Below are 22,857 nucleotides of genomic sequence, written 5' to 3' on the forward strand. Positions count from 1 at the left end.
GAATTAGCGAATTAATCCACGAGTAGAACGAGCAAAGAAATCAAAGAAAGGCTGCACTTCGCTGTGCTGCTGAGCAATCGCCTCGATTTCCGGTTTGACTTCATCCAGCGTTCTGCCGCTGCGATAAAGTAACTTGTAGGCGTTGCGGATAGCGTGCAGTGCTTCTTTGCTGAAGCCACGGCGCTTCAGGCCTTCAATGTTGATACCGAATGGCGTGGCATGGTTGCCTTGCGCAATCACATACGGAGGGACATCCTGAACAACGCCTGAACAACCGCCGATCATGACATGTGAACCAATAGTGCACCACTGATGCACCGCCGTCATGCCGCCAATGATAGCGAAATCATCCACAGTGACATGACCACCCAGGGTCGCGTTATTGGCGAAAATGCAGCGGTTACCCACCACGCAGTCATGGGCGATATGGGCATTCACCATAAACAGGTTATCGCTACCAATGGTCGTGGTGTTAATACCCTGCGCCGTGCCGCGATGAATCGTCACGCTTTCACGAATACGGTTACGATCGCCAATGTCAACACGGGTAGGTTCACCCGCGTATTTCAGATCCTGATTCACTTCACCGATAGAAGCAAACTGATAGATCTGGTTGTCTTTACCGATACGCGTATGGCCGTTTACCACCACGTGTGACTTAAGGACGGTTCCCTCACCAATCTCGACATTCGCCCCGACAAAACAGAAAGGACCAATATGAACGCCGGGGCCGATAACAGCCCCGTCTTCGATAACTGAACTGGGATGGATGTTGGCGGTTGGATCAATCACGAGTTATGCCTCCCGGCTACGGGCACACATCATGGTCGCTTCACAGACGATTTTACCGTCGACAGTCGCTACGCCATTGAAGCGAGTCAGACCACGGCGGGTTTTCTCGAAGGTCACTTCCATAATCATTTGATCGCCCGGTACGACCGGACGCTTGAAACGGGCATTATCAATGCCAGCAAAATAATAAAGCTCGCCTGGCTCCAGTTTACCCACGCTTTTAAATGCCAGAATGCCGGTGGCCTGTGCCATCGCTTCCAGAATCAGAACGCCGGGAAAAATCGGTTTACCAGGGAAATGCCCCTGGAAAAACGGCTCGTTAAAGGAGACATTCTTTACGGCGCGCAGATATTTGTTTTCTTCAAAATCCAGCACGCGATCTACCAGCAGAAACGGATAACGGTGCGGCAGCAGCTCTAAAATCTCTTCAATTTGCAGAGTATGAGTTTCAGTAGTCAAAATACTCTTCCTGTCCTAAAAATCTGATGACATCAATAACACGGCCTGCACCGATCATCATGATCGTTGGCAGGCCGCAAATAGGTTCCGTGGCGCCTGGCTTCCCTGCTTAACACTGTTATTATGAAAGCCGGTCTGTCATGGGATGGCGTCTAGTCGTCTTTGCCGACTTTCCGCTCGATTGCTTTTAAGCGTTTGCTTAGTTCATCGATATTCATCACCAACGCTGCAGTTTTGCGCCAGGTTTTGTTGGGCTGTAATGGAATGCCTGAGGAGTATACACCAGGTTCTGTTATCGGACGCATAACCATGCCCATGCCGGTTACGGTTACTTTGTCACAGATTTCCATATGGCCATTAATGACGCTGGCACCGCCAATCATACAATAACGACCAATTTTCAAACTACCCGCCATGATCACACCGCCAGCAACCGCAGTATTGTCGCCAATAACCACGTTGTGAGCAATCTGACATTGGTTATCTATGATAACACCATTGCCGATCAGAGTGTTATCCAGCGCACCACGATCGATGGTGGTACAGGCACCGATTTCGACACGATCGCCAATGATGACCGAACCCAACTGCGGGATTTTCACCCAGTTGCCACGATCGTTAGCATAACCGAATCCATCTGAACCTATCACCGTGCCGGACTGAATCAGACAATCCTGACCAATCTGCACCTCATGGTAAACCGAGACGTTAGCCCATAAACGCGAGCCGTTGCCGATACGGGTTTTTTTGCCCACAAAACAGCCTGGGCCGATGACCACGTTGTCACCGAGTACCACGTCGGACTCAATAACGGCATTGGCGCCGATGGACACATTCTCACCCAGTCTGGCGCTGGAATCGATCACGGCGCTCGGCGCAATGTGCTGCGCAGGCTGCGGCGTCGTATCAAGTAACTGCGCCATTCGCGCATAGGTAAGATAGGGGTTTTTAACAACCAGCGCGGCGGTTTTACACCACTCCAGATCCGCTTCCGTCAGCACCACGGCTGAAGCCTGGATCAGGGCGAGCTGCTCGCGGTAACGGCTGTTGGCAAGAAACGTGATTTGACCAGTGGTGGCGGATTGCATAGAAGCAATGCCGGAGATGACGATATCGCCATCTCCGTGCAATTCTGCATCCAACTGCTGGGCTAAATCAGCCAGTCGAATTGATGACATCGATTATTTAACCTGCTTCGCAACTTCATCGGTGATGTCTTTAACATCAGAACCCGAATACAGCACAGCCTGAGAATTCAGCACCAGGTCATAGCCGCCGCTTTTGGCAACCGACTGAACAGCAGTCTGGATTTTTTCCAGCAGCTTATTACGCTCCTGAACCTGACGGGTCTGGTTGTCTTTCTCAAACGCGTCGGCTTTTGCCTGGAAAGCATTACGCTCAGAGTCAATCTGCTTCTCTTTCTTGCTGCGCTCGCTCGCCTTCATGGTTGGCGCGTTACGCTGCAGATCCTGCATTTCCTGCTGGATTTTGTCGTGCTGAGAACGGAGTTCTGCCGCGCGGCCCTGGAATTCACTCTCGAGCTGCTTGGTGATAGTCGCGCGCTGAGGTGATTTCTGGAAAACCTGGCTCAGATCCACAGTTGCGACTTTATCCGCCGCCTGTGCGCCAGCAGAAGCAGCCAATGCAACACCCAGAGTAACTGCACATAACAACTTTTTCACTATAAACTCCTTACCCTCAACATGTATGTTTGCAGCGTGGAGCATAGCAATGCCCCACGTGTGCAAGCTAATTTTTTAACATCCCTGTACAGAACATTACCAGGTTTTACCAATGTTAAACTGGAACTGCTCTGACTTATCTCCCTCAACTTTCTTAACCGGCTGGGCATAGGAGAAGACTAACGGCCCCAGCGGTGACATCCACTGTAAAGACACACCGGTCGAAACGCGAATGTTGTTCGGATCGCTGTAGTCAGGAATACCGGCAGCGCGCGTCTCCGCCGTGTTCTGCCATTTAGTATCCCAGACCGTACCCGCATCCACAAACAGCGAAGTGCGGACGGAATTCGAATATTTCTCACTCAGGAACGGTGTTGGCGTGATCAGCTCAAGGCTGGCAATCGCCATCGCGTTACCCCCGATTGCATCGCTCGACTTACAGATACCGTTCGGATCGCTCAGGTTACAGTATGACGAGCCATTGTTCAGGTAAGCGGCTTTCGGACCGATGGTATTGGACTGGAACCCGCGCACGGTACTCGAACCGCCGGCGTAGAAGTTCTCATAGAACGGCATCTCTTTACCGCTAATGCCGTCACCGTAGCCCACACGACCGCGACCTAACACAACCCAGGTATGATCTTTATTGATCGGAACATACTGCTGGCTGTCCAGGGTCATTTTGTAGAACTGGTTATCTGAACCTGGAATCGTGACTTTGCCGTTCAGGTTAGTACGGTTACCTGAGGTGGCAAAGAAACCACGATCGAGCGTGTTATAGGTCCAGCCATAGTTAAAGGTGAAGTCGTCAGCAGAGAAGTCGCCGTTGCTGTTCAACTGCTGTGGCTTACCGACCGAGTCAAGATAACGCCACATCGCAACCTGTGGACGCATGTCAGACAGGTCGTTATGGACATAGCCCAGACCGACGCGCAGCGAGTTGTTCTCGTTGATTGGGAAGCCCAATGTACCGTCTGTACCGTAACTTCTGTTGGTATAGCCGGAGAGATCGGCGTTGCTGGCCTTAAAGTTGTTGTAGAACACCCGGCCGCCCAGACTCACACCGTCAACGGTAAAGTAGGGATCGGTCAGGGAGAATTCTGCATAGGTCTGGTAATCGTTTTTAGTGCCGCTAATCCCCACGGTATTACCGGTGCCGAGCCAGTTATCCTGGGTAACACCGACCTGGAAACTCACGCCACTTTCTGTACCGTAGCCGACGCCAAAGTTAAAGGTACCGGTATTGCGTTCTTTAACTTTATAGACCACGTCAACCTGGTCAGGTGAGCCGGGAACGCGCTGCGTATCCACGTCAACGGTTTCAAAATAGCCCGTACGATTCAGACGCTCTTTGCCCTGATCGACCAGGTCGCTGCCCAGCCAGGCGCCTTCCATCTGACGCATTTCACGACGCAGTACGGCATCTTTTGATGTATCGTTTCCTTCGAAGCGCACTTTACGCACGTAGTAGCGGTTACCCGCATCGACGTTGATGTGCAGCTTAACGGTTTTATCCGCATCGTTAATTTCAGGCTGTGTCACAACACGTGGATAGGCATAGCCGTAGCGACCCAGCAGTTTCTTAATGTCATCTTCCATCGACGTGACTTTCGTGCCGTTATACAGCTCGCCCGCCGGAATTTTGGTCAGATGTTCGATTTCGGCCGAATGACCCGCCATGCTGCCGTTAACGATTACGCCAGCAATCTTGTACTGATCGCCTTCGGTAATGTTCACGGTGATGTAGATGCCTTTCTTATCCGGCGTCAGGCTGACCTGGGTCGAATCAATGTTGAAACGCGCATAACCCCGATCCAGATAGAAGCTGCGCAGGGTTTCAAGGTCGCCCGCCAGTTTCTGCTTCTGGTATTTACGGTCGCCCACCACGTTCCACCACGGCACTTCGTCACGCAACTGGAAGCGGGAAATAAGCTCGTCGGAGCTAAAAGCTTTGTTACCGACGATATTGATCTGCTGAATTTTGGCAGAAACACCTTCGGTAAACACCAGTTTCAAATCGACGCGGTTACGCGGCAGCGGTGTGACTACGGCTTTAACGCTGGCGGTGTATTTGCCCACGCTGTAGTAGAAGTCTTCCAGGCCCTTCTCAATCGAAGAGATGGTGGTGCGGTCCAGCGCTTCGCCGACGCGCACGCCTGAGGCTTCAAGGTTTTGTTTGAGCTGATCGTCTTTAACCGCTTTGTTACCGCTGAAGGTAATGCTGGCGATGGTGGGACGTTCTTTGACCTGAACAATCAGCGTATTACCATCTCGCAGGACCTGAACATCCTCAAAGTTGCCAGTTGCGAACAGGGAGCGAATGGTATTTCTGACGTCATCGTCATTCACCGTATCGCCAACCCGAACTGGCATGCTCAGCAGAGCCGCGCCGACGGCGACTCGCTGCAGCCCTTCGAAATGAATGTCCTTCACCACGAAATCGTCTGCACCGTAAACGGTGGCGCTGCTAAACAGCAGCGACGCTATGAGCAACTTTTTCATCGCCATCGTTATTATGCGTTTTCCTAACACATCCCACGTAAGCTCGCGTTCCAGCGGTTACAAACGTGAGAAATCATTGAAAAGTGCAAGCCCCATTAACATCACCAGCAGTATTGAACCGATGCGGTAACTAAAGTCTTGAACTCGCTCGGACACCGGTCCCCCTTTGATCTTTTCAATCGCAAGGAAGAGCAAGTGCCCACCATCTAAAACCGGTAGCGGGAACAGGTTGATGATCCCTAAGTTGACGCTAATCAACGCCAGGAACATCAGGTAGTAAATCATTCCATACTCGGCTGACAAACCTGCACCTTGCGCAATCGAAATCGGGCCGCTCAGGTTGTTCAGCTTCACATCGCCGGTTATTAACTTGCCCAACATAGAGACGGTCAGCTTCATTAACTGCCAGGTTTTTACACTGGCTTCACCAATGGCTGAAAACGCACCATATTGTCTTACCGTTTTATACTCGTCTGGCAGCGGTACGACTCGGGGAATCACCCCCGCAAACCCTTGTGCTTTGTTCCCAGGTTTCGCTTCGGGCGTCAGGGTTAACTGCACCGCATCACCGTTGCGATCGACCTCAAGAGCAATACTTTTTCCTGGGTTATCCCGAACCTGGGTAGCAAAAGGCTGCCACTGCGATAATAACTGACCATCGACTTTAACGATCCTGTCGCCAGCTTGCAAACCGGCTGCACTGGCAGGCGAATTCTTTTGCACTTCAGCCAGGGTCGTTTCAATCTGCGGGCCCCGGGGACGAATTCCCAGTGCGACGACAGGGTCCTGCTTATCAGGTTCGAACTGCCAGTTGCGCAAATCGACCTGTTTTTGCTGCGTCCCCTGTTCGCCAAAACGACCCACTGTTAATGTCGTGCTGGCATCACCGATTTTACCGATCAATGCCATGCGCACAGCTTCCCAGTCAGGCGTTTCGATACCGTCAACGGCCTTAAGTTCCGTCCCGGGTGTAATTTGCGCTTCTGCGGCGACCGAACCGTTCAGAATTTCACCAACTACCGGTTTAATACCCGGCACGCCGTGGATGAACACGACCCAGTAGGCAAAGATAGCAAACAGGAAATTGGCAATCGGGCCGGCAGCAATAATAGACGCGCGCTGCCAAATCGCTTTATTGTTAAACGCCTGGTGCCGAAGCTCGGCGGGAACGCTTTCTACCCGCTCGTCCAGCATTTTGACATAACCGCCAAGGGGAATGAGCGCAATCACAAATTCGGTGCCGTGACGATCGCGGCGTTGCCATAACGCCTTGCCAAAGCCGATAGAAAAGCGCTCTACTCTCACACCGCAACGCCGCGCCACCCAAAAATGGCCAAACTCATGCACGGTGATTAACACGCCCAGTGCAATGATAAATGCGGCAAAACTCCAGATTACGCTTAACATCGTCGCTTGCCCTTAAAGTGTCTGAAACACCAACAGCAATAAACAGGCAAATACCGGCACTGCTGCTGTCAGGCTGTCGATGCGGTCAAGAATACCGCCATGTCCGGGAATCAGGCTCCCGCTGTCTTTGATACCGGCCTCGCGTTTAAACATGCTTTCCGTCAGATCGCCCAGTACCGAAGCAAGGGTGGAAATCACGGCGCAGATCACCAGCGTGCCGGTGGGAACGGAAAGCGGCGCAAAACTGGCGAACAGGACGGCAATCAGCGCAGAAGAGATCAGTCCGCCCAGAAAACCTTCCCATGTTTTACCGGGCGACACTTTTGGCGCCAGCTTATGTTTGCCAAACAGTTTGCCGAACATGTAGGCACCGGAATCGGCACCCCATACCAGAAACATAACAAACAGCAGCCACCAGGCACCGGCAAAGTGATCGGCTTCGTAATGATACTGGCGGAGCGCCATCATGCCCCAGAAGAAAGGAATGACCGTTAACGCACCAAACAGCAGACGCAAGGGTCGGGAAGTCCGCCATAACGCAGCAGAGGCAGGATAGAACAGAACCAGTAACAGCGCGGCAATCCACCAGGCCAGTGAGGCCCACAGCCAGCCCGCCACCTGCGGCAGGTGCGCGTTATGTTCGTAGGGAGGAAGCGTAAACAGCATCAGCGTCAGAGCCAGACCGCATATCAGCGCGAGCCAGATCCGTTGCTGACGCGATGCCATACCAGACAGCTGCCCCCATTCCCAGGCGGCAAGCATACAGATAATAATCGTAATAATTGCAAAGCCAACAGGCGGTAACCAGAACAATGCAGCGATCACCAGCGGGATGAGAATCAGCGCGGTGATCAGACGAGACTTCAGCAAAGGTTACCCCCAGATTGCTCAGGCGCCGCCTGGTGCAGCGCCGCCAAAGCGTCGCTCCCGCAGAGAGAATGCATTCAGTGCACCTTCAAAAACGTGTTCATCAAAATCCGGCCAGAGCACATCAGTAAAATAGAATTCCGCATAGGCAATTTGCCACAACAGGAAGTTGCTAATCCGATGCTCTCCCCCGGTCCTTATCACTAAATCCACTGGCGCCAACTGGTTCATGCACAGTTGCGACGTCAGGCTCTCTTCGGTTATCTGATCAGGGCGTAACAAGCCTTCCTGAACCTGTTCAGCCAACTTTTTAACGCCTTCGATAATATCCCATCGCCCGCCGTAGTTCGCAGCAATGTTTAGCGTGAGTCGATCGTTATTCTCCGTCAGCGCTTCTGCCCGACGGACACGTTCCTGAATGCGGGGGCTGAAGCGGCTGATATCGCCAATGATGCGTAAGCGAACATTATGCTTGTGCAGGCTTTTCACTTCACTGTCCAGCGCCCAGACAAACAGCTCCATCAAGGCAGTGACTTCCTGCGCAGGACGGCTCCAGTTTTCGCTACTAAAGGCGTAAAGCGTTAACGCTTCAAGATTATTACTGACGGCAAAGCTAACGGCGCGACGTACTGATTTCACGCCCGCTTTGTGACCGGAGATACGCAGTTTTCCCTGGTTCTTAGCCCAACGGCCATTGCCATCCATAATGATAGCAACGTGGCGTGGACCGGTTCCCTGTTGGTCATCGGTGTTGTTGTGATTTTCAGACGACATAACGCGTAATCAATTCCTTTCATCAGAAATGCTGTGGTTTCTGAATACATTGCGCCCGGTACAAATCCCGGCACTGTCTGCCAGGCCACACCGAATTTGGTGACAGACCGTTAAACGCGAGCCAGCGACTATAACATTTTCACCTGAAGCGAACAAATAGCCTCAACGCAATCGTTGTTATGCCGTGAAGCGTGGCAACATTTCGGTCGCAGCGGCGCGTGCCATACGATCGATTTCGATGACAGCGTCCACTGAATCCGGTTCCTGGCCGTGCTGCGATGACAGCACTGCGCTGTTTAACGCTGCGATATCGGTAAAACGAATTCGCTGATTCAGGAACGCCGCCACGGCGATCTCATTGGCAGCATTAAGCGTGGTGGTGGCCGCCTGCCCGGCCTCGCAGGCATCAATTGCCAGTTTAAGACAGGGGTAACGGCCAAAATCAGGTTCTGAGAACGTCAGCGCCGACATGCGGGTAAAGTCCAGCGGTGTGACCCCAGCGTGAATACGCGCTGGCCAGGCCATACTGTGGGCGATAGGGGTTCGCATGTCAGGTGAACCTAACTGTGCCAGCACGCTGCCATCGCAGTAACGCACCATGGAGTGGATCACCGATTGGGGGTGCAAAATCACTTCCATCTGCGCGGCACTGGCGTTGAACAGCCAACGAGCTTCAATGTATTCAAGACCTTTATTCATCATGGTGGCCGAATCAACCGAGATTTTACGCCCCATTGACCAGTTCGGATGTGCACAAGCCTGATCTGGCGACATATTGCGCAGATCCGCTAAATTTGTGTCACGAAAAGGGCCACCCGATCCCGTAAGAATAATCGACTCAATGCCGTTATTCTGCAGGTCAGCGTAACCTAACTGATGCTGGATGGTAGCGGGCAAACTCTGAAAAATCGCATTGTGCTCGCTGTCTACCGGCAACAGCTGCGCCTTATGCTGGCGCACCGCCTCCATAAATAAACGGCCGCACGTCACCAGGGATTCTTTATTCGCCAGCAGGACGGTTTTACCCGCGCGAATCGCTGCCAACGTGGGCAGTAAACCGGAGGCGCCCACAATCGCCGCCATCACCTGGTCAACCTCATCCAGCGCGGCCAGTTCACAGGCTGCCTGAACGCCGGAGAGCACTTCAGTCTTCACCTTCAATGCTCTCAGTCGCTCACGTAGCGCAACAGCGGCTTCTTCGTCTGCCATCGCCGCATAGCGGGGTTGGAACTGTACGCACTGCTCAGCCATCAGGGCCACGTTTTTACCGGCAACCAGCGCCGTGATCTGATAGCGCGTAGGATTGGCACTGACGACTGCCAGCGTGCTGGTGCCTATCGAACCGGTTGAACCGAGCAGAGTTAATCGCTTCATAATGCTGTCCATGTAGAGGTGAAAGCGTGGGGCACAATGTAAAACGCCGCCAGAGGTGACATTCTGTCAGAATGCCTCTCTGTACGGCGTTTTGGTCGGCGATGATGGAATCAGAAGTCCATCAACTCCGCTTCTTTTTCGGCCAGTGCCGCATCAACTTTCTTGATGTGCGCATCGGTCATTTTCTGGATTTCATCCTGCGAACGACGTTCGTCGTCTTCGCTGATTTCTTTATCTTTCAGCAACGCTTTGATTTTATCGTTGGCGTCGCGACGAACGTTACGTACAGACACACGTCCCTGCTCGGCTTCACCGCGTACGATTTTAATCAGATCTTTACGACGCTCTTCCGTCAGCGCAGGGAGCGGAACACGAATGTCCGAACCCGCTGAGTTTGGATTGAGGCCAAGATCGGACGCCATAATCGCTTTTTCAACGGCCGGGCCGAGAGAGCGATCAAACACGTTGATTTTCAGCGTGCGGGAGTCTTCAACGGTAACGGAAGCCAGCTGACGCAGTGGCGTCGGCGTACCGTAATATTCAACGATAATGCCGTCGAGCAGAGAAGGTGAAGCACGGCCTGTGCGTACCTTGCTGATAGTGGTTTTGAATGCCTCGACGCATTTGTCCATGCGCGTATCAGCATCTTTTTTAATGTCGTTAATCACGTTAAAACCCTTGGATTCGGTTTGACCTGGCCAGTTCCGGCATCACCGGAAGCGGGATCGATAATCATCGATAATCCTGACTGGTGCACGGCTAAACATTACCGCACTGACAGAATATACCTTATTTTATCTCGCCTCGGGTATTAATGCGTAATCAGGGTACCTTCTTTTTCACCCATCACTACGCGACGCAATGCGCCAGGTTTGTTCATATTGAAAACGCGGATTGGCAGTTTGTGATCGCGCGCCAGCGTAAACGCGGCGAGATCCATCACTTTAAGCTCTTGATCCAGCACTTCCGCATAAGTCAGTTTTTCATACAGCGTTGCATCAGGGTGCTTCACCGGGTCGGCCGAGTAAACACCGTCAACTTTCGTGGCTTTCAGCACCACATCCGCTTCGATTTCAATACCACGCAGACAGGCGGCTGAATCCGTCGTGAAGAAAGGATTGCCCGTACCCGCAGAAAAGATAACCACACGGTTATTACGTAACAGGCTGATGGCTTCTGCCCAGCTGTAGTTATCGCAAACGCCGTTGAGGGGAATCGCGGACATCAGACGGGCATTGACGTATGCGCGGTGCAGTGCATCACGCATCGCCAGGCCGTTCATTACCGTAGCAAGCATCCCCATGTGGTCACCCACGACGCGGTTCATGCCCGCCTGCGCCAGGCCGGCTCCGCGGAACAGGTTACCGCCGCCAATCACAACGCCCACCTGGATACCCAGCTCGACCAGTTCTTTGACTTCCTGAGCCATGCGGTCAAGCACGCTCGCGTCGATACCAAAACCCTCTGCACCTTGAAGTGCTTCGCCACTGAGTTTTAGCAGGATACGTTGATAAACAGGTTTTGCGTTGGTCGCCATGGTCAATTCGTCCTGGAAGATATGATGAATAAGAAGTAATTTCGATCAATCATCCGCTTAGAGCAAAAGAATTACTATTGGGATGAAACTGAAAACGTATCTTTTGCCTGTGGCAGACAAAAAAGAACCGCCATCTGGCGGTTCTTTCAGATCATTAAGACTGTTTGGACATTGCTGCAACTTCAGCAGCAAAATCAGTCTCAACTTTTTCGATGCCTTCGCCCACTTCAAAGCGGATGAAGTTGATCACGTCAGCGCCCTGCTCTTTCAGCGCCTGGCCAACGGTTTTGCTTGGATCGATAACGAATGCCTGACCGGTCAGAGAGACTTCACCGGTGAATTTCTTCATACGGCCTTCAACCATCTTCTCTGCGATCTCTTTTGGCTTACCAGACTGCATCGCGATGTCCAGCTGAACCTGGTATTCTTTATCAACCACTTCCGCAGAAACGTCTTCTGGCTTAACAAACTCAGGTTTGCTTGCCGCAACGTGCATTGCGATCTGTTTGATCAGATCTTCGTTAGCGCCTTTGGCAGAAACCAGAACGCCGATACGTGCGCCGTGCAGGTAGCTGCCCAGTTCTTCGCCTTCCAGAAGAGCAACGCGACGAATGTTGATGTTCTCGCCGATTTTAGCAACCAGGGCAACACGTTCTTCTTCGAACTGTGCTTTCAGCACTTCAACGTCGGTGATGCGGTCAGCCGCAGCAGCGTCAAGAACTTTATCAGCAAACGCCTGGAAACCACCGTCTTTTGCTACGAAGTCAGTCTGGCAGTTCACTTCCAGAATCACACCGTAGTTACCAACGATTTTGGTTTTGATTACGCCATCAGCAGCAACGTTACCCGCTTTTTTCGCTGCTTTAATTGCGCCAGACTTACGCATGTTTTCAATCGCCAGCTCGATGTCGCCGCTCGCTTCAGTCAGCGCTTTTTTGCAGTCCATCATGCCTGCGCCAGTACGCTCACGCAGTTCTTTTACCAATGCAGCGGTAATTTCAGCCATTCCAGAATCCTCGGTTCGTACCTGAGCACAAGTGCATCAGAAGGTACTTATTTGCGGAAAATTTACTCTGTCCCGCCGTCCTGAACAGGGGCGTAACAGACTTGGATAAAATAAAGGGGCCATGTTTGGCCCCTTACAGATCACATCTGAATGCTAAGGGCTCTTATGCAGAGCAAACCTTAATTAAGCGTTTTCTAAAGACGCTTCTTCAGCCTGCTCAGCCAGATCCTGAGAGCGGCCTTCGCGAACGGTGGTCGCAACGGCAGTCAGGTACAGGTTGATAGCACGGATCGCATCGTCGTTACCTGGGATAACGTAATCAACGCCATCTGGATCAGAGTTAGTATCAACGATAGCAAATACTGGGATACCCAGGTTGTTTGCTTCTTTGATTGCGATGTGTTCGTGGTCAGCATCGACAACAAACAGTGCATCCGGCAAACCGCCCATGTCTTTGATACCGCCCAGGCTGTTTTCCAGCTTGGCCAGTTCACGAGCGCGCATCAGCGCTTCTTTCTTGGTCAGTTTGTCGAAAGTGCCGTCCTGAGACTGCGTCTCAAGCTCTTTCAGACGTTTGATAGACTGACGAACGGTTTTCCAGTTGGTCAGCATGCCACCCAACCAGCGGTGGTTTACGAAGAACTGGTCGCAGCTCAGTGCAGACTCTTTGATCGCTTCGGCAGCAGCGCGCTTAGTACCAACGAACAGAATCTTACCTTTACGGGAAGAGATTTTGGTCAACTCAGCCAGAGCGTCGTTGAACATTGGTACAGTTTTCTCAAGGTTGATGATGTGAACTTTGTTACGCGCACCGAAAATGAATGGCTTCATTTTTGGGCACCAGTAACGGGTCTGGTGACCGAAGTGAACACCAGCCTTGAGCATATCGCGCATGGAAACAGTTGCCATGATTACTACCTCTAGTTTAATTGGGGTTGGGCCTCCATGTATCCCATACAACCGACCTCTTTCAAGGCACCCCGGCGTATGTGTCGATACATGTGTGTTTTATTACACATAGTGAGATTATTGCGTTTCCCGCTGACCTTAACGGCCATACAGAGAATCGTCGGCGCGCTTTATACCACAATCACGCTTTGGAAGCCAATAAATGTTCGCTTACGGCCTGTGGTGCGTTCTCTGTTTGGCAGCCCTTTTGGCTTGCTGTTAACATGAGAGCACAGCATTCATTATCGCTGAAAATTTCAGCAGCAGCGGAATAATTTAATGGCAATCTCAATTAAAACCCCCGAAGAAATCGAAAAAATGCGCGTCGCTGGCCGCCTCGCCGCCGAAGTGTTAGAAATGATCGAACCCCATGTGCAGCCTGGCGTGACCACGGGTGAACTGGATCGTCTCTGCCACGAACAAATTACGCAGCATCAGCAGGCGATTTCTGCCTGCCTGGGTTACCACGGTTTTCCGAAATCCGTCTGCATCTCGGTAAATGAAGTGGTCTGTCACGGTATTCCGAGCGACGATCGTCCGTTGAAAGATGGCGACATCGTTAACATCGACGTGACCGTGATTAAAGACGAGTACCACGGCGATACCTCGAAAATGTTTATCGTCGGCAAGCCGACGATCCAGGGTGAGCGCCTGTGCCGCGTGACTCAGGAAAGCCTTTATTTATCACTGCGTCTGGTGAAGCCGGGTATTCGCCTGCGCGAGCTGGGCCGCGCTATCCAGAAATATGTTGAAGCGAATGACTTCTCAGTGGTGCGTGAATACTGCGGTCATGGCATCGGCAAGGGCTTTCATGAAGAGCCACAGGTTCTGCACTACGATGCAGACGACAGCGGTGTCGTCCTGCAGGCCGGCATGACCTTTACCGTGGAACCGATGGTGAACGCCGGTGATTATCGCATTCGTACCATGAAAGACGGCTGGACGGTGAAAACCAAAGATCGCAGCTTGTCGGCGCAGTACGAGCATACTATTGTGGTGACGGATAACGGCTGTGAGATTTTAACCCTGCGTAAAGACGACACCCTTCCCGCGGTGTTAGTTAACCAGGCGTAATTCCTCCCCTGATAAAAGGCCGGCGCTCTGCCGGTTTTTTTATGGTTACTGATGAGAACGCTGCATGAGCCTGTCGCAAGAAGTGAAAAACGGTCTGAATGATTCGCCTGGCGAGTGGCAGGACGATCAGCTATCACGTGAAATACTCAAGCAGCGCCTGGAGTGCTTTCAACAGCACCTGGCGGCGGCCTTTGATAGCGGTGAGGCGGCAGAGAATCTGATTCATGCCCGAACCCTGTTTATCGATCGCCTTCTGCGTCGCCTGTGGCGTTACTTTGGCTTCGACAGCATGAAATCCATCGCTCTGGTTGCTGTCGGGGGTTATGGTCGGGGTGAGCTTCACCCGCTTTCCGATATTGACATATTGATTCTCAGCCGCCAGCCGCTTAACGAAGAGGCCGCCCAAAGCGCCAGCGCGCTGCTGACGCTGATGTGGGATCTCAAACTGGAAGTGGGCCACAGCGTGCGTAGCCTGGAAGAGTGCCTGTTGGAAGGCTTATCCGACCTGACGGTGGCGACCAACCTGATTGAAGCGCGGATGCTGGCCGGTGATGTCGCGCTGTTCCTCGAACTGCAGAAAAATGTCTTTAGCGATGGCTTCTGGCCGTCGTCCCGCTTTTTTGCCGCCAAAATTGAAGAGCAACAAGAGCGTCATACGCGCTATCACGGTACCAGCTACAACCTGGAACCGGATATTAAAAGCAGCCCGGGCGGTTTACGTGATATTCATACGTTACAGTGGGTTGCGCGACGGCACTTCGGCGCGACAACGCTCGACGAGATGGTGGGCTTTGGCTTTCTGACCGACGCCGAACGCGCCGAACTGAATGAATGCCAGGCCTTTCTCTGGCGGATTCGGTTTGCGCTGCATCTGTTGCTGCCGCGTTATGACAACCGGCTACTGTTCGATCGCCAGCTTAGCGTTGCCCAGCGCCTTCAGTATCAGGGCGAAGGCAACGAGCCGGTTGAACGCATGATGAAGGATTTTTATCGCGTCACGCGTCGTATCAGCGAACTGAATCAGATGCTGCTGCAGTTGTTCGATGAAGCCATTCTGGCCCTCTCTACCAATGAAAAACCCTGCGCTATTGATGATGACTTTCAGCTACGGGGTAACCTGATCGATCTGCGCGATGAAACGCTGTTTGATCGGGAGCCTCAGGCGATAATGCGCATGTTTTACGTCATGGTACGCAATGACAATATCAAAGGGATCTATTCGACCACGCTGCGCCGCCTGCGCCACACACGTCGCCACCTTAAGCAGCCGCTCTGTCAGTTGCCTGAAGCACGCCGTCTGTTTATGTCGATCCTGCGTCATCCCGGTGCGGTCAGTCGTGCATTAGTCCCGATGCATCGCCATAGCGTACTCTGGGCCTATACGCCGCTCTGGGGTCAGATCGTTGGGCAGATGCAGTTTGACCTGTTCCACGCCTATACCGTGGATGAGCACACCATTCGGGTTCTTCAGAAGCTGGAAAGTTTTGCCAACGAAGCGACGCGTCCACAACATCCTTTATGCGTTGAACTCTGGCCGCGCCTGCCTCAGCAAGAGTTACTGCTGATGGCGGCGCTGCTGCATGACATTGCGAAAGGACGTAACGGCGATCACTCTGTTCTTGGCGCGCAGGATGCGCTGGAGTTCGCCGAGATGCACGGCCTTAACTCGCGTGAAACGCAGCTTGTCGCATGGCTGGTACGGCATCATCTGTTAATGTCCGTGACCGCGCAGCGTCGTGATATTCAGGACCCCACGGTGATTCAGCAGTTCGCCGAGGTCATGCAGAACGAAAACCGACTGCGTTACCTGGTGTGCCTGACAGTCGCTGATATCTGTGCCACCAATGAGAGCCTGTGGAACAGCTGGAAGCAAAGTCTGCTGCGAGAGTTGTTCTTCGCCACCGAAAAACAGCTGCGTCGCGGCATGGAAAACAGTCCGGATCTGCGGGAACGCGTACGTCATCATCGCCTGCAGGCGCTGGCGCTGCTGCGTATGGACAACATCAATGAAGAGCGGTTACATCACATTTGGAATCGCTGTCGCGCCGACTATTTTCTGCGCCATACGCCCAACCAGATTGCCTGGCATGCCCGCCACTTACTGGGACACGATCTTAATCAACCGCTGGTGCTGGTCAGCCCGCAGGCAACGCGCGGCGGGACCGAAATTTTTATCTGGAGTCCCGATCGCCCGCACCTGTTCGCCGCCGTGGCAGGAGAGCTGGATCGTCGCAACCTCAGCGTGCATGATGCGCAAATTTTTACCAGCCGCGATGGCATGGCGATGGATACCTTTATTGTACTGGAGCCGGATGGCAGTCCCCTGTCGCCCGATCGTCATGCGATGATCATTCAGGCGCTGGAGCAGGCGATAACCCAGAGAGAGTGGGTGCCACCGCGCACCCGCCGTCAGGCCGCCAGGCTTAAGCACTTTAGCGTGGATACCGAAGTGAATTTCCTGCCAACTCACACCGATCGCCGCAGTTATCTGGAGCTGGTAGCCCTGGATCAGCCCGGTTTACTGGCGCGCGTGGGGGAAGTGTTTGCCGATCTCGGCGTCTCTCTGCATGGTGCGCGCATCAGCACCATTGGCGAGCGCGTGGAAGATTTGTTTATTTTAGCCAATAGCGAACGCAAGGCACTGGATGAGGAAATGCGTCAGACGTTGCAACAACGGTTGACAGAAGCCCTTAATCCAAACGATAAAGTGTGACCCGCTTCAATTTGTGAACATCAACTTTTTACCCGTGCCGGTCACTGGCTGGCACCACAAATGACAGATCAGGAAAAAATATGCAACAGTTACAGAGTGTTATTGAATCTGCCTTCGAACGTCGCGCTGACATCACCCCGACCAGTGTGGATACTGAAACCCGCGAGGCGATTAATCAGGTTATCGCCAAACTGGACAGTGGTGAACTGCGCGTTTCTGAAAAAATCGACGGCGAATGGGTAACGCATCAGTGGCTGAAAAAAGCCGTTCTGCTCTCTTTCCGCATTAATGACAATCAGGTGATGGAAGGGGCTGAAACCCGTTTTTACGACAAAGTGCCAATGAAGTTTGCCGACTGGGACGATGCGCGCTTCAAAGAAGCCGGCTTCCGCGTGGTGCCGCCCGCTGCCGTTCGCAAAGGGGCTTTTATTGCGCGCAACACGGTTCTGATGCCTTCCTACGTGAACATCGGCGCCTTTGTGGACGAAGGCACAATGGTTGATACCTGGGCAACCGTCGGTTCCTGTGCACAGATTGGTAAAAACGTACATTTATCCGGTGGTGTAGGAATCGGTGGCGTACTCGAGCCGCTGCAGGCCAACCCCACCATCATTGAAGATAACTGCTTTATTGGCGCACGTTCTGAAATCGTTGAAGGCGTGATCGTTGAAGAAGGCTCCGTGATTTCAATGGGTGTTTATATCGGTCAGAGCACCAAAATTTATGACCGCGAAACCGGCGAAATCCACTACGGTCGCGTGCCTGCCGGCTCGGTCGTGGTATCCGGTAACCTGCCGTCTAAAGATGGCCGCTACAGCCTTTACTGCGCAGTCATTGTGAAAAAAGTTGATGCGAAAACGCTGGCGAAAACCGGCATCAATGAACTGCTGCGTACGATCGACTAATCTGTCGGACGGGCTGTACGGCAGCCCGTCATCTTTTGTTTACAGCTGTTACGGGTAATGTTGTTTTTCTACACGAACCAACAGGTGCGTTTACTTTTCATCCAGGTCATAATTCGCGCCAGTTAAATCCTGTTGCGCACTGATTCATGTTATTTATGTCTATAGTCATTAAGTCATGAACAATTCTGCGCGCCTATCATTTGGTGGAAAATAATTATGTATGACAATATTAAGAGCTTAGGCATTAGTAACCCTGACGATATCGATCGCTACAGCCTGCGTCAGGAAGCGAATAACGATATTTTGAAAATTTATTTCCGCAAAGATAAAGGTGAATTTTTCGCCAAAAGCGTGAAATTTAAATATCCTCGCCAGCGCAAGACCGTCGTTGCTGATAACGCGTCACAAGGCTATCGCGAAGTGCAGGAAATCAGCCCGAACCTGCGTTATGTGATCGATGAACTGGACCAGATCTGCCAGCGCGATCAGGTGGAAGTCGATCTGAAACGTAAAATCCTTGATGATCTGCGTCATCTTGAAGGCGTCGTTTCCCATAAAATCGCCGAAATTGAATCCGATCTGGAAAAACTGACCCGCAGCGGCCGTTAATTATTTCAGATTTACATCAGGCCAGCCGCATTAAGTGTGATTCACTTGACGCGTCTGGCCTTTTTTATTGGCAATCTGCGCGGCTATCGCCTGAGTAACACCACATCACGTAGCACCTCTGCTGAGCCGGTACGCCATTCAGGACGATCAATCCAGGATTGGTAACGTTCTGACTTAAGTGTGACGTCAGCCAACAGCAGTAAGGGGATTAACCGCTCGCTTTGGCGTTCGCGGGTTTTCCACGGCCAGCGGCGTGATGGATCGCTAAAGGGCGCCATATAATCCAGCGCCGCCAGTAGCGAGCCACCCTGCTTGTTTTGGTAGTGCCAGAGATCGTCCAGCCCACGCTGAGAAGCTAACGCCGCGATAGCGGTTAGCGCCTGCAAATTAAAGACGCTGTAATGAAAGGAGCGGGTTCGCGCCAGCTCAAGTGGCTGAGTCCCCTCTTTCTGTATTTGCCCATCAATTTTTCGTTTGGCCAGCGCCGACATATCAGCGATCACCGTGTTTTTGCCCAGGTAAGCGGCAATACCGGCAACCTGTACGCTGTACCAGCTGCCATGATTATTTGGGGCATCCCGCTCCTGTTGCGCCAGCTGGCTGGTCTGCAGCCAGCTAAGATAGTCACTGAACCAGCGATGTAACGCCGCCTCGTCGCTGTCGCGCCAGCCGGGTGACTGGCGCAACAGCACCAGCGCATCAACAATGCGGGTCGCAAAATAGCGCCCATCCAGTACGCCATCATGACGGCCAGGCGTCCTGCCTGGAATCCCCTGGGCATAATTCAGGTTTGGATTCATACGGCTGGCAGGATCGATAAACCAGTGGCGGATCATCGATTGTGCTTTGCTGGCATAGCGTGCATCGCCAGAAAAGAACCAGGCCAGCGAGAGTGTCTGTACATCTGCGCTAAAGCGCGCCAGCCGCACGCCGTCGGTTTGGTTATTTTTCGTGTCGGGATTAATCTCACCATCCCGACGAATCCAGGGCAACCCCGTTTTCTGCTTTCCGTCCGGCCACCAGTAGGCGCTCAGGCTCAGATAGTCATGCCGCGATCCGCTGGGCGGCATCAGCCCCTTATCCATCACGCTGGGATCGGGCTGGCTGAGCGCCTTTTCTGCCTGATGTTGCAGCTGACGCCAGGCCTGTTCCGTCAGTGTGCTCGCCTGATGATTCTGCAAAGCCTGCCGGGTATTCATCAGGGCATCAGTAGAGAGAAAAATCAGGCTGTCAGGCCGTGCCTGGCAGGTAAACGTAACGATTAGCAGGCAAAGTATGGCGGGCAATATACGCATCGGGCGTCCTCATGGTTTCATAAGCAGCGTCATCAGCCCTGCTCATCCAGCTGTAACGCAATATACAGCAGTAATCGATCGTCAAAATGACCAAGGTTCAGTCCGGTTAACTCAGCGATCCGATTCAGTCGATACTCCAGCGTATTACGATGAATAAACAGCGCGCGTGATGTTGCGCCGGGCTGGACGTTATTGCTGAACCAGGCGCTTAAGGTCCGGCGCAGTAAACCGTTGCTGTCCATGCTTTTCAGTTTTTCCAGCGGACGTGCCAGCTCGTTCGCCTGCCAGCCACCGCGTAAACTGTCCAGTAATACCGGCAGCATCAGATCCTGATAAAAATAGCTGCGGACGTCTGGCATGCGCTGCTTTCCAACGGCCATGGTGGTGCGCGCAGTGCGGTAAGAGCGGGCGATGCTGCCCGGACCGGTAAAGAAGTTGCCCAGCGCAATACGCATGCGCAGATGACCGCTTTCGTTCATTCGCTGCATCAGTTGCTCAACCCGCTTGCGATGATCGTGACGGTCGTAACGTCCGTGTGTGTTTAATGCCGGTTTCAGTACGACCATTTCGGTTAGCGACACAATGGCTATCAGGTTATCCCGAACGGGGGTGGTGAGTAAGGTTTGCAGCTGCTGTAATTCAGACATGGCGCTGTCCACGCCTAACTGCCCGCTGTCGACTTCGATCACTGCCACCACGCGGGGCTGATTAAGATCGATACCCAGGCGCTGTGCCCACTCTGTCAGCTGTGGCGTCAGCGCATCACTTCTTATCAGGTTGAGCACCAGCTCTTCACGCAGTCGGCTGTCCTGAGCCAGCATATGTAATAGCCGGGCCTGCTCCAGCATCATCTCTGCCGCCATACAGACTAATTCGCCATAGTGACGCAGTGCGCCCGGCTCGCCTGTCAGGCCAATGACGCCCACGATCGCCCCGTCAATACGTAGCGGAAGATTGATGCCTGGCCGCACGCCGTGCAGATGTTTTGCCACAGCATCGTCGATATCCACGATGCGCCCCTGAGACAACACCAACAGCGCGCCCTCATGCAACTCCCCGATGCGTTCCCTGTCACCACTGCCAATGATTCGCCCACGCGCATCCATCACGTTGACATTGCCATCAATGATTTTCATGGTGCGCGCAACAATTTCCTGCGCCAGCCGCGCGTCGAGATGACAGGTAGCCATCCTTATCTCCTGAGTCATATGAGAGGAAGGACAGAATAGCCGTGTGACACGCGGAGAACATTATGCATTCGCCCATAGCCGCGCCGGCTTTGGCAGAAATGCGGCAGGCATCACATTTGTGATCTGTGCCATAAAAAAGGCGGACCGAAGTCCGCCTGATAAGCATCAAGCAGTGATTACTGCATCAGCAGGTAGAGCGATGTGTCGCCACGTTGCACATTCAGCGCCAGCACCGGTGGTTTGGTATCGAGGATCTTGCGTAGTTCCCCTAAGTTGGTCACCGGCTGCTGGTTGACGCCAAGAATCAGGTCGCCTTTTTTCAGACCCACTCTTGCCGCCGCACTGCCCGCTTTCACGCTATCGACCCGCACGCCTTTCTCTTTGCCTGCGTTATTACTCAGATCTGCACCTTCAATGCCGGTGTAAATCGTAGCGGACTGCACTTTGTCCTGGGTGCTCTGCTGCAGCTGCACGGAGACATCCAGCGGTTTGCCATCACGCAGCAGGCCCAGCTTCAGCGTCGTGCCTACCGGTAAAGAGCCGACTTCAGCGCGCAGCGAGGCAAAGCTGGTGAGCGGCTTGCCGTTCATAGAAACGATCACGTCACCCGCTTTAATACCGCCTTTCGCTGCGGCGGAATTGGGCACGACCTGACTAACAAAGGCGCCGCGCTGCGCATCGACCTTCATCGCTTTAGCCAGTTCAGAGTTGAGCTCTGTTCCCATGATACCCAGCTCACCGCGTTTCACCTGACCATACTCCACCATCTGTGCGGTCAGGTTTTTCACCATGTTGCTGGGGATGGCAAAACCAATACCAATGTTGCCGCCGTCTGGGGCCAGAATCGCGGTGTTAATACCAATAAGCTCACCGTTGAGGTTCACCAGCGCGCCACCCGAGTTACCGCGGTTAATCGCGGCATCGGTCTGGATAAAGTTTTCATAGTTCTCAACGTTCAGACCACTACGTCCCAACGCCGACACGATGCCCGAGGTTACGGTTTCGCCCAGACCATAGGGGTTACCGATTGCTACGGTATAATCGCCAACGCGCAAATTATCGGAGTCAGCCATTTTAATGGCAGTCAGATTTTTCGCGCCTTCCAGCTGAATCAGCGCTATATCCGAGCTGGGATCTTTGCCGATGACTTTGGCGTCGTAGCTACGACCATCGCTCAGTTTGACCTGAATTTTCGTCGCATCGTTGACCACGTGGTTGTTGGTTACCACATAGCCTTTTTCTGCGTTAATGATCACGCCAGAACCCAGCGCTCTGAATTTTTGCTGCTGCGTATCCGGGCCTGCAGGCGCACCGCCGCCGCTCCCGCCCGCGCCCTGGCACAGCGGCGAGCCCATGAACGGAGAACCGTCCTGACAGAAAGGCGAATTATCGCCAAAAAATTGCTGGAACTGCTGCGGCATACGCGGCGTTTTGACCGTTGTACTGCCTTCCACGCTGATGCTCACAACGGAAGGCATCACCTTCTCCAGCATGGGGGCAAGGCTTGGCAACGGCTGGCTTGGGGAAGATGAAACGGAAGAGGATGTCTCCGCAGCGAAAGCACTCACAGGGGTCAGTGCCATGCCAAGACTAAGCGCCAGAGCGCTTAACATTAACGAGGTTTTTTTCATTTTGGTATCTCACAATGATGGATATACTGACCATTGCTGTGGTCGAATGTTGAGATAAATGTTTTAGCGCGAAGTTCCTCGAAAAGTTTTAG

20 protein-coding genes are annotated in these 22,857 nt (G+C 52.9%); 4 read left to right on the forward strand and 16 right to left on the reverse strand.

What is annotated here, in order from left to right:
* Positions 1–3 precede the first annotated feature (3 nt).
* The 13 genes from lpxA to rpsB all read right to left on the reverse strand — a co-directional run bounded on the left by lpxA (position 4) and on the right by rpsB (position 13,309).
* A complete protein-coding gene (gene lpxA, locus ACPXSQ_RS14415; RefSeq protein WP_019106447.1) occupies positions 4–792 on the reverse strand; it encodes an acyl-ACP--UDP-N-acetylglucosamine O-acyltransferase in 789 nt (262 codons plus the stop codon).
* A gap of 3 nt (positions 793–795) precedes the next feature.
* On the reverse strand, positions 796–1,251 hold the full coding sequence (gene fabZ, locus ACPXSQ_RS14420) for a 3-hydroxyacyl-ACP dehydratase FabZ (RefSeq protein ID WP_006117769.1): 456 nt from the start codon (positions 1,249–1,251) through the stop codon (positions 796–798).
* 152 nt (positions 1,252–1,403) lie between these two features.
* Positions 1,404–2,429 (reverse strand): UDP-3-O-(3-hydroxymyristoyl)glucosamine N-acyltransferase, encoded by a 1,026-nt coding sequence (gene lpxD / locus ACPXSQ_RS14425; protein WP_013024695.1) that lies wholly within the window; start codon positions 2,427–2,429, stop codon positions 1,404–1,406.
* 3 nt (positions 2,430–2,432) lie between these two features.
* Positions 2,433–2,933 carry an OmpH family outer membrane protein gene (locus tag ACPXSQ_RS14430; protein ID WP_014606549.1) on the reverse strand — a complete coding sequence of 167 codons (501 nt, stop codon included), beginning with the start codon at positions 2,931–2,933 and terminating at the stop codon, positions 2,433–2,435.
* A gap of 96 nt (positions 2,934–3,029) precedes the next feature.
* Positions 3,030–5,441: an outer membrane protein assembly factor BamA gene (bamA, locus tag ACPXSQ_RS14435; RefSeq protein ID WP_014592965.1), complete on the reverse strand. Its 2,412-nt coding sequence runs from the start codon at positions 5,439–5,441 to the stop codon at positions 3,030–3,032.
* Between the two features lie 51 nt (positions 5,442–5,492).
* Positions 5,493–6,842 carry a sigma E protease regulator RseP gene (rseP, locus tag ACPXSQ_RS14440; RefSeq protein WP_014592964.1) on the reverse strand — a complete coding sequence of 450 codons (1,350 nt, stop codon included), beginning with the start codon at positions 6,840–6,842 and terminating at the stop codon, positions 5,493–5,495.
* Positions 6,843–6,854: 12 nt separating this feature from the next.
* Positions 6,855–7,712 (reverse strand): phosphatidate cytidylyltransferase, encoded by an 858-nt coding sequence (gene cdsA, locus ACPXSQ_RS14445; protein ID WP_013024691.1) that lies wholly within the window; start codon positions 7,710–7,712, stop codon positions 6,855–6,857.
* Between the two features lie 18 nt (positions 7,713–7,730).
* Entirely contained in the window at positions 7,731–8,483 is a 753-nt protein-coding gene (gene ispU, locus ACPXSQ_RS14450; RefSeq protein ID WP_013024690.1) for a (2E,6E)-farnesyl-diphosphate-specific ditrans,polycis-undecaprenyl-diphosphate synthase, read from the reverse strand.
* Positions 8,484–8,660: 177 nt separating this feature from the next.
* Complete coding sequence (ispC, locus tag ACPXSQ_RS14455; RefSeq protein ID WP_024472048.1) at positions 8,661–9,857, reverse strand: 1-deoxy-D-xylulose-5-phosphate reductoisomerase; 1,197 nt, start codon at positions 9,855–9,857, stop codon at positions 8,661–8,663.
* Positions 9,858–9,967: 110 nt separating this feature from the next.
* Positions 9,968–10,525: a ribosome recycling factor gene (gene frr, locus ACPXSQ_RS14460; RefSeq protein ID WP_013024688.1), complete on the reverse strand. Its 558-nt coding sequence runs from the start codon at positions 10,523–10,525 to the stop codon at positions 9,968–9,970.
* A 143-nt stretch (positions 10,526–10,668) separates the two neighbouring features.
* Entirely contained in the window at positions 10,669–11,394 is a 726-nt protein-coding gene (pyrH, locus tag ACPXSQ_RS14465; protein ID WP_006117760.1) for a UMP kinase, read from the reverse strand.
* Positions 11,395–11,548: 154 nt separating this feature from the next.
* Complete coding sequence (gene tsf, locus ACPXSQ_RS14470; protein WP_013024686.1) at positions 11,549–12,400, reverse strand: translation elongation factor Ts; 852 nt, start codon at positions 12,398–12,400, stop codon at positions 11,549–11,551.
* A gap of 183 nt (positions 12,401–12,583) precedes the next feature.
* The gene (gene rpsB, locus ACPXSQ_RS14475; protein ID WP_014592960.1) at positions 12,584–13,309 is read right to left on the reverse strand and encodes a 30S ribosomal protein S2; all 726 of its coding nucleotides are present in this window, start codon (positions 13,307–13,309) and stop codon (positions 12,584–12,586) included.
* A gap of 318 nt (positions 13,310–13,627) precedes the next feature.
* Here rpsB and map point away from each other — a divergent pair, with 318 nt between their 5' ends.
* The 4 genes from map to ACPXSQ_RS14495 all read left to right on the forward strand — a co-directional run bounded on the left by map (position 13,628) and on the right by ACPXSQ_RS14495 (position 18,649).
* A complete protein-coding gene (map, locus tag ACPXSQ_RS14480) occupies positions 13,628–14,422 on the forward strand; it encodes a type I methionyl aminopeptidase (protein ID WP_426144118.1) in 795 nt (264 codons plus the stop codon).
* Between the two features lie 64 nt (positions 14,423–14,486).
* On the forward strand, positions 14,487–17,135 hold the full coding sequence (gene glnD / locus ACPXSQ_RS14485) for a bifunctional uridylyltransferase/uridylyl-removing protein GlnD (protein WP_133345028.1): 2,649 nt from the start codon (positions 14,487–14,489) through the stop codon (positions 17,133–17,135).
* Between the two features lie 80 nt (positions 17,136–17,215).
* Positions 17,216–18,040: a 2,3,4,5-tetrahydropyridine-2,6-dicarboxylate N-succinyltransferase gene (gene dapD, locus ACPXSQ_RS14490; RefSeq protein ID WP_013024682.1), complete on the forward strand. Its 825-nt coding sequence runs from the start codon at positions 17,216–17,218 to the stop codon at positions 18,038–18,040.
* Between the two features lie 216 nt (positions 18,041–18,256).
* On the forward strand, positions 18,257–18,649 hold the full coding sequence (locus tag ACPXSQ_RS14495) for a DUF3461 family protein (protein ID WP_006117754.1): 393 nt from the start codon (positions 18,257–18,259) through the stop codon (positions 18,647–18,649).
* Positions 18,650–18,732: 83 nt separating this feature from the next.
* On the opposite strand, the gene ACPXSQ_RS14500 is transcribed toward ACPXSQ_RS14495, so the two are convergent.
* The 3 genes from ACPXSQ_RS14500 to degP all read right to left on the reverse strand — a co-directional run bounded on the left by ACPXSQ_RS14500 (position 18,733) and on the right by degP (position 22,765).
* The gene (locus ACPXSQ_RS14500) at positions 18,733–19,944 is read right to left on the reverse strand and encodes an alginate lyase family protein (protein WP_014592956.1); all 1,212 of its coding nucleotides are present in this window, start codon (positions 19,942–19,944) and stop codon (positions 18,733–18,735) included.
* Between the two features lie 32 nt (positions 19,945–19,976).
* Positions 19,977–21,134 carry a CdaR family transcriptional regulator gene (locus ACPXSQ_RS14505; protein WP_014606551.1) on the reverse strand — a complete coding sequence of 386 codons (1,158 nt, stop codon included), beginning with the start codon at positions 21,132–21,134 and terminating at the stop codon, positions 19,977–19,979.
* A 176-nt stretch (positions 21,135–21,310) separates the two neighbouring features.
* The gene (degP, locus tag ACPXSQ_RS14510; protein ID WP_013024679.1) at positions 21,311–22,765 is read right to left on the reverse strand and encodes a serine endoprotease DegP; all 1,455 of its coding nucleotides are present in this window, start codon (positions 22,763–22,765) and stop codon (positions 21,311–21,313) included.
* Between the last annotated feature and the right edge of the window lie 92 nt (positions 22,766–22,857).

The organism is Pantoea sp. EEL5, from assembly GCF_049892805.1.
GTDB classification, from domain to species: Bacteria; Pseudomonadota; Gammaproteobacteria; order Enterobacterales; family Enterobacteriaceae; genus Pantoea; species Pantoea ananatis.

Excerpts from the sequence above, each read along its gene's own strand:
- lpxD (WP_013024695.1), bottom strand. The coding sequence starts at position 2,429 with ATGTCATCAATTCGACTGGCTGATTTAGCCCAGCAGTTGGATGCAGAA.
- ispC (WP_024472048.1), bottom strand. The coding sequence starts at position 9,857 with ATGAAGCGATTAACTCTGCTCGGTTCAACCGGTTCGATAGGCACCAGC.
- rseP (WP_014592964.1), bottom strand. The coding sequence starts at position 6,842 with ATGTTAAGCGTAATCTGGAGTTTTGCCGCATTTATCATTGCACTGGGC.
- degP (WP_013024679.1), bottom strand. The coding sequence starts at position 22,765 with ATGAAAAAAACCTCGTTAATGTTAAGCGCTCTGGCGCTTAGTCTTGGC.
- ACPXSQ_RS14505 (WP_014606551.1), bottom strand. The coding sequence starts at position 21,134 with ATGGCTACCTGTCATCTCGACGCGCGGCTGGCGCAGGAAATTGTTGCG.
- rpsB (WP_014592960.1), bottom strand. The coding sequence starts at position 13,309 with ATGGCAACTGTTTCCATGCGCGATATGCTCAAGGCTGGTGTTCACTTC.
- ACPXSQ_RS14500 (WP_014592956.1), bottom strand. The coding sequence starts at position 19,944 with ATGCGTATATTGCCCGCCATACTTTGCCTGCTAATCGTTACGTTTACC.
- ACPXSQ_RS14495 (WP_006117754.1), top strand. The coding sequence starts at position 18,257 with ATGTATGACAATATTAAGAGCTTAGGCATTAGTAACCCTGACGATATC.
- tsf (WP_013024686.1), bottom strand. The coding sequence starts at position 12,400 with ATGGCTGAAATTACCGCTGCATTGGTAAAAGAACTGCGTGAGCGTACT.
- ispU (WP_013024690.1), bottom strand. The coding sequence starts at position 8,483 with ATGTCGTCTGAAAATCACAACAACACCGATGACCAACAGGGAACCGGT.
- glnD (WP_133345028.1), top strand. The coding sequence starts at position 14,487 with ATGAGCCTGTCGCAAGAAGTGAAAAACGGTCTGAATGATTCGCCTGGC.
- dapD (WP_013024682.1), top strand. The coding sequence starts at position 17,216 with ATGCAACAGTTACAGAGTGTTATTGAATCTGCCTTCGAACGTCGCGCT.
- map (WP_426144118.1), top strand. The coding sequence starts at position 13,628 with ATGGCAATCTCAATTAAAACCCCCGAAGAAATCGAAAAAATGCGCGTC.
- pyrH (WP_006117760.1), bottom strand. The coding sequence starts at position 11,394 with ATGGCGACCAACGCAAAACCTGTTTATCAACGTATCCTGCTAAAACTC.
- bamA (WP_014592965.1), bottom strand. The coding sequence starts at position 5,441 with ATGGCGATGAAAAAGTTGCTCATAGCGTCGCTGCTGTTTAGCAGCGCC.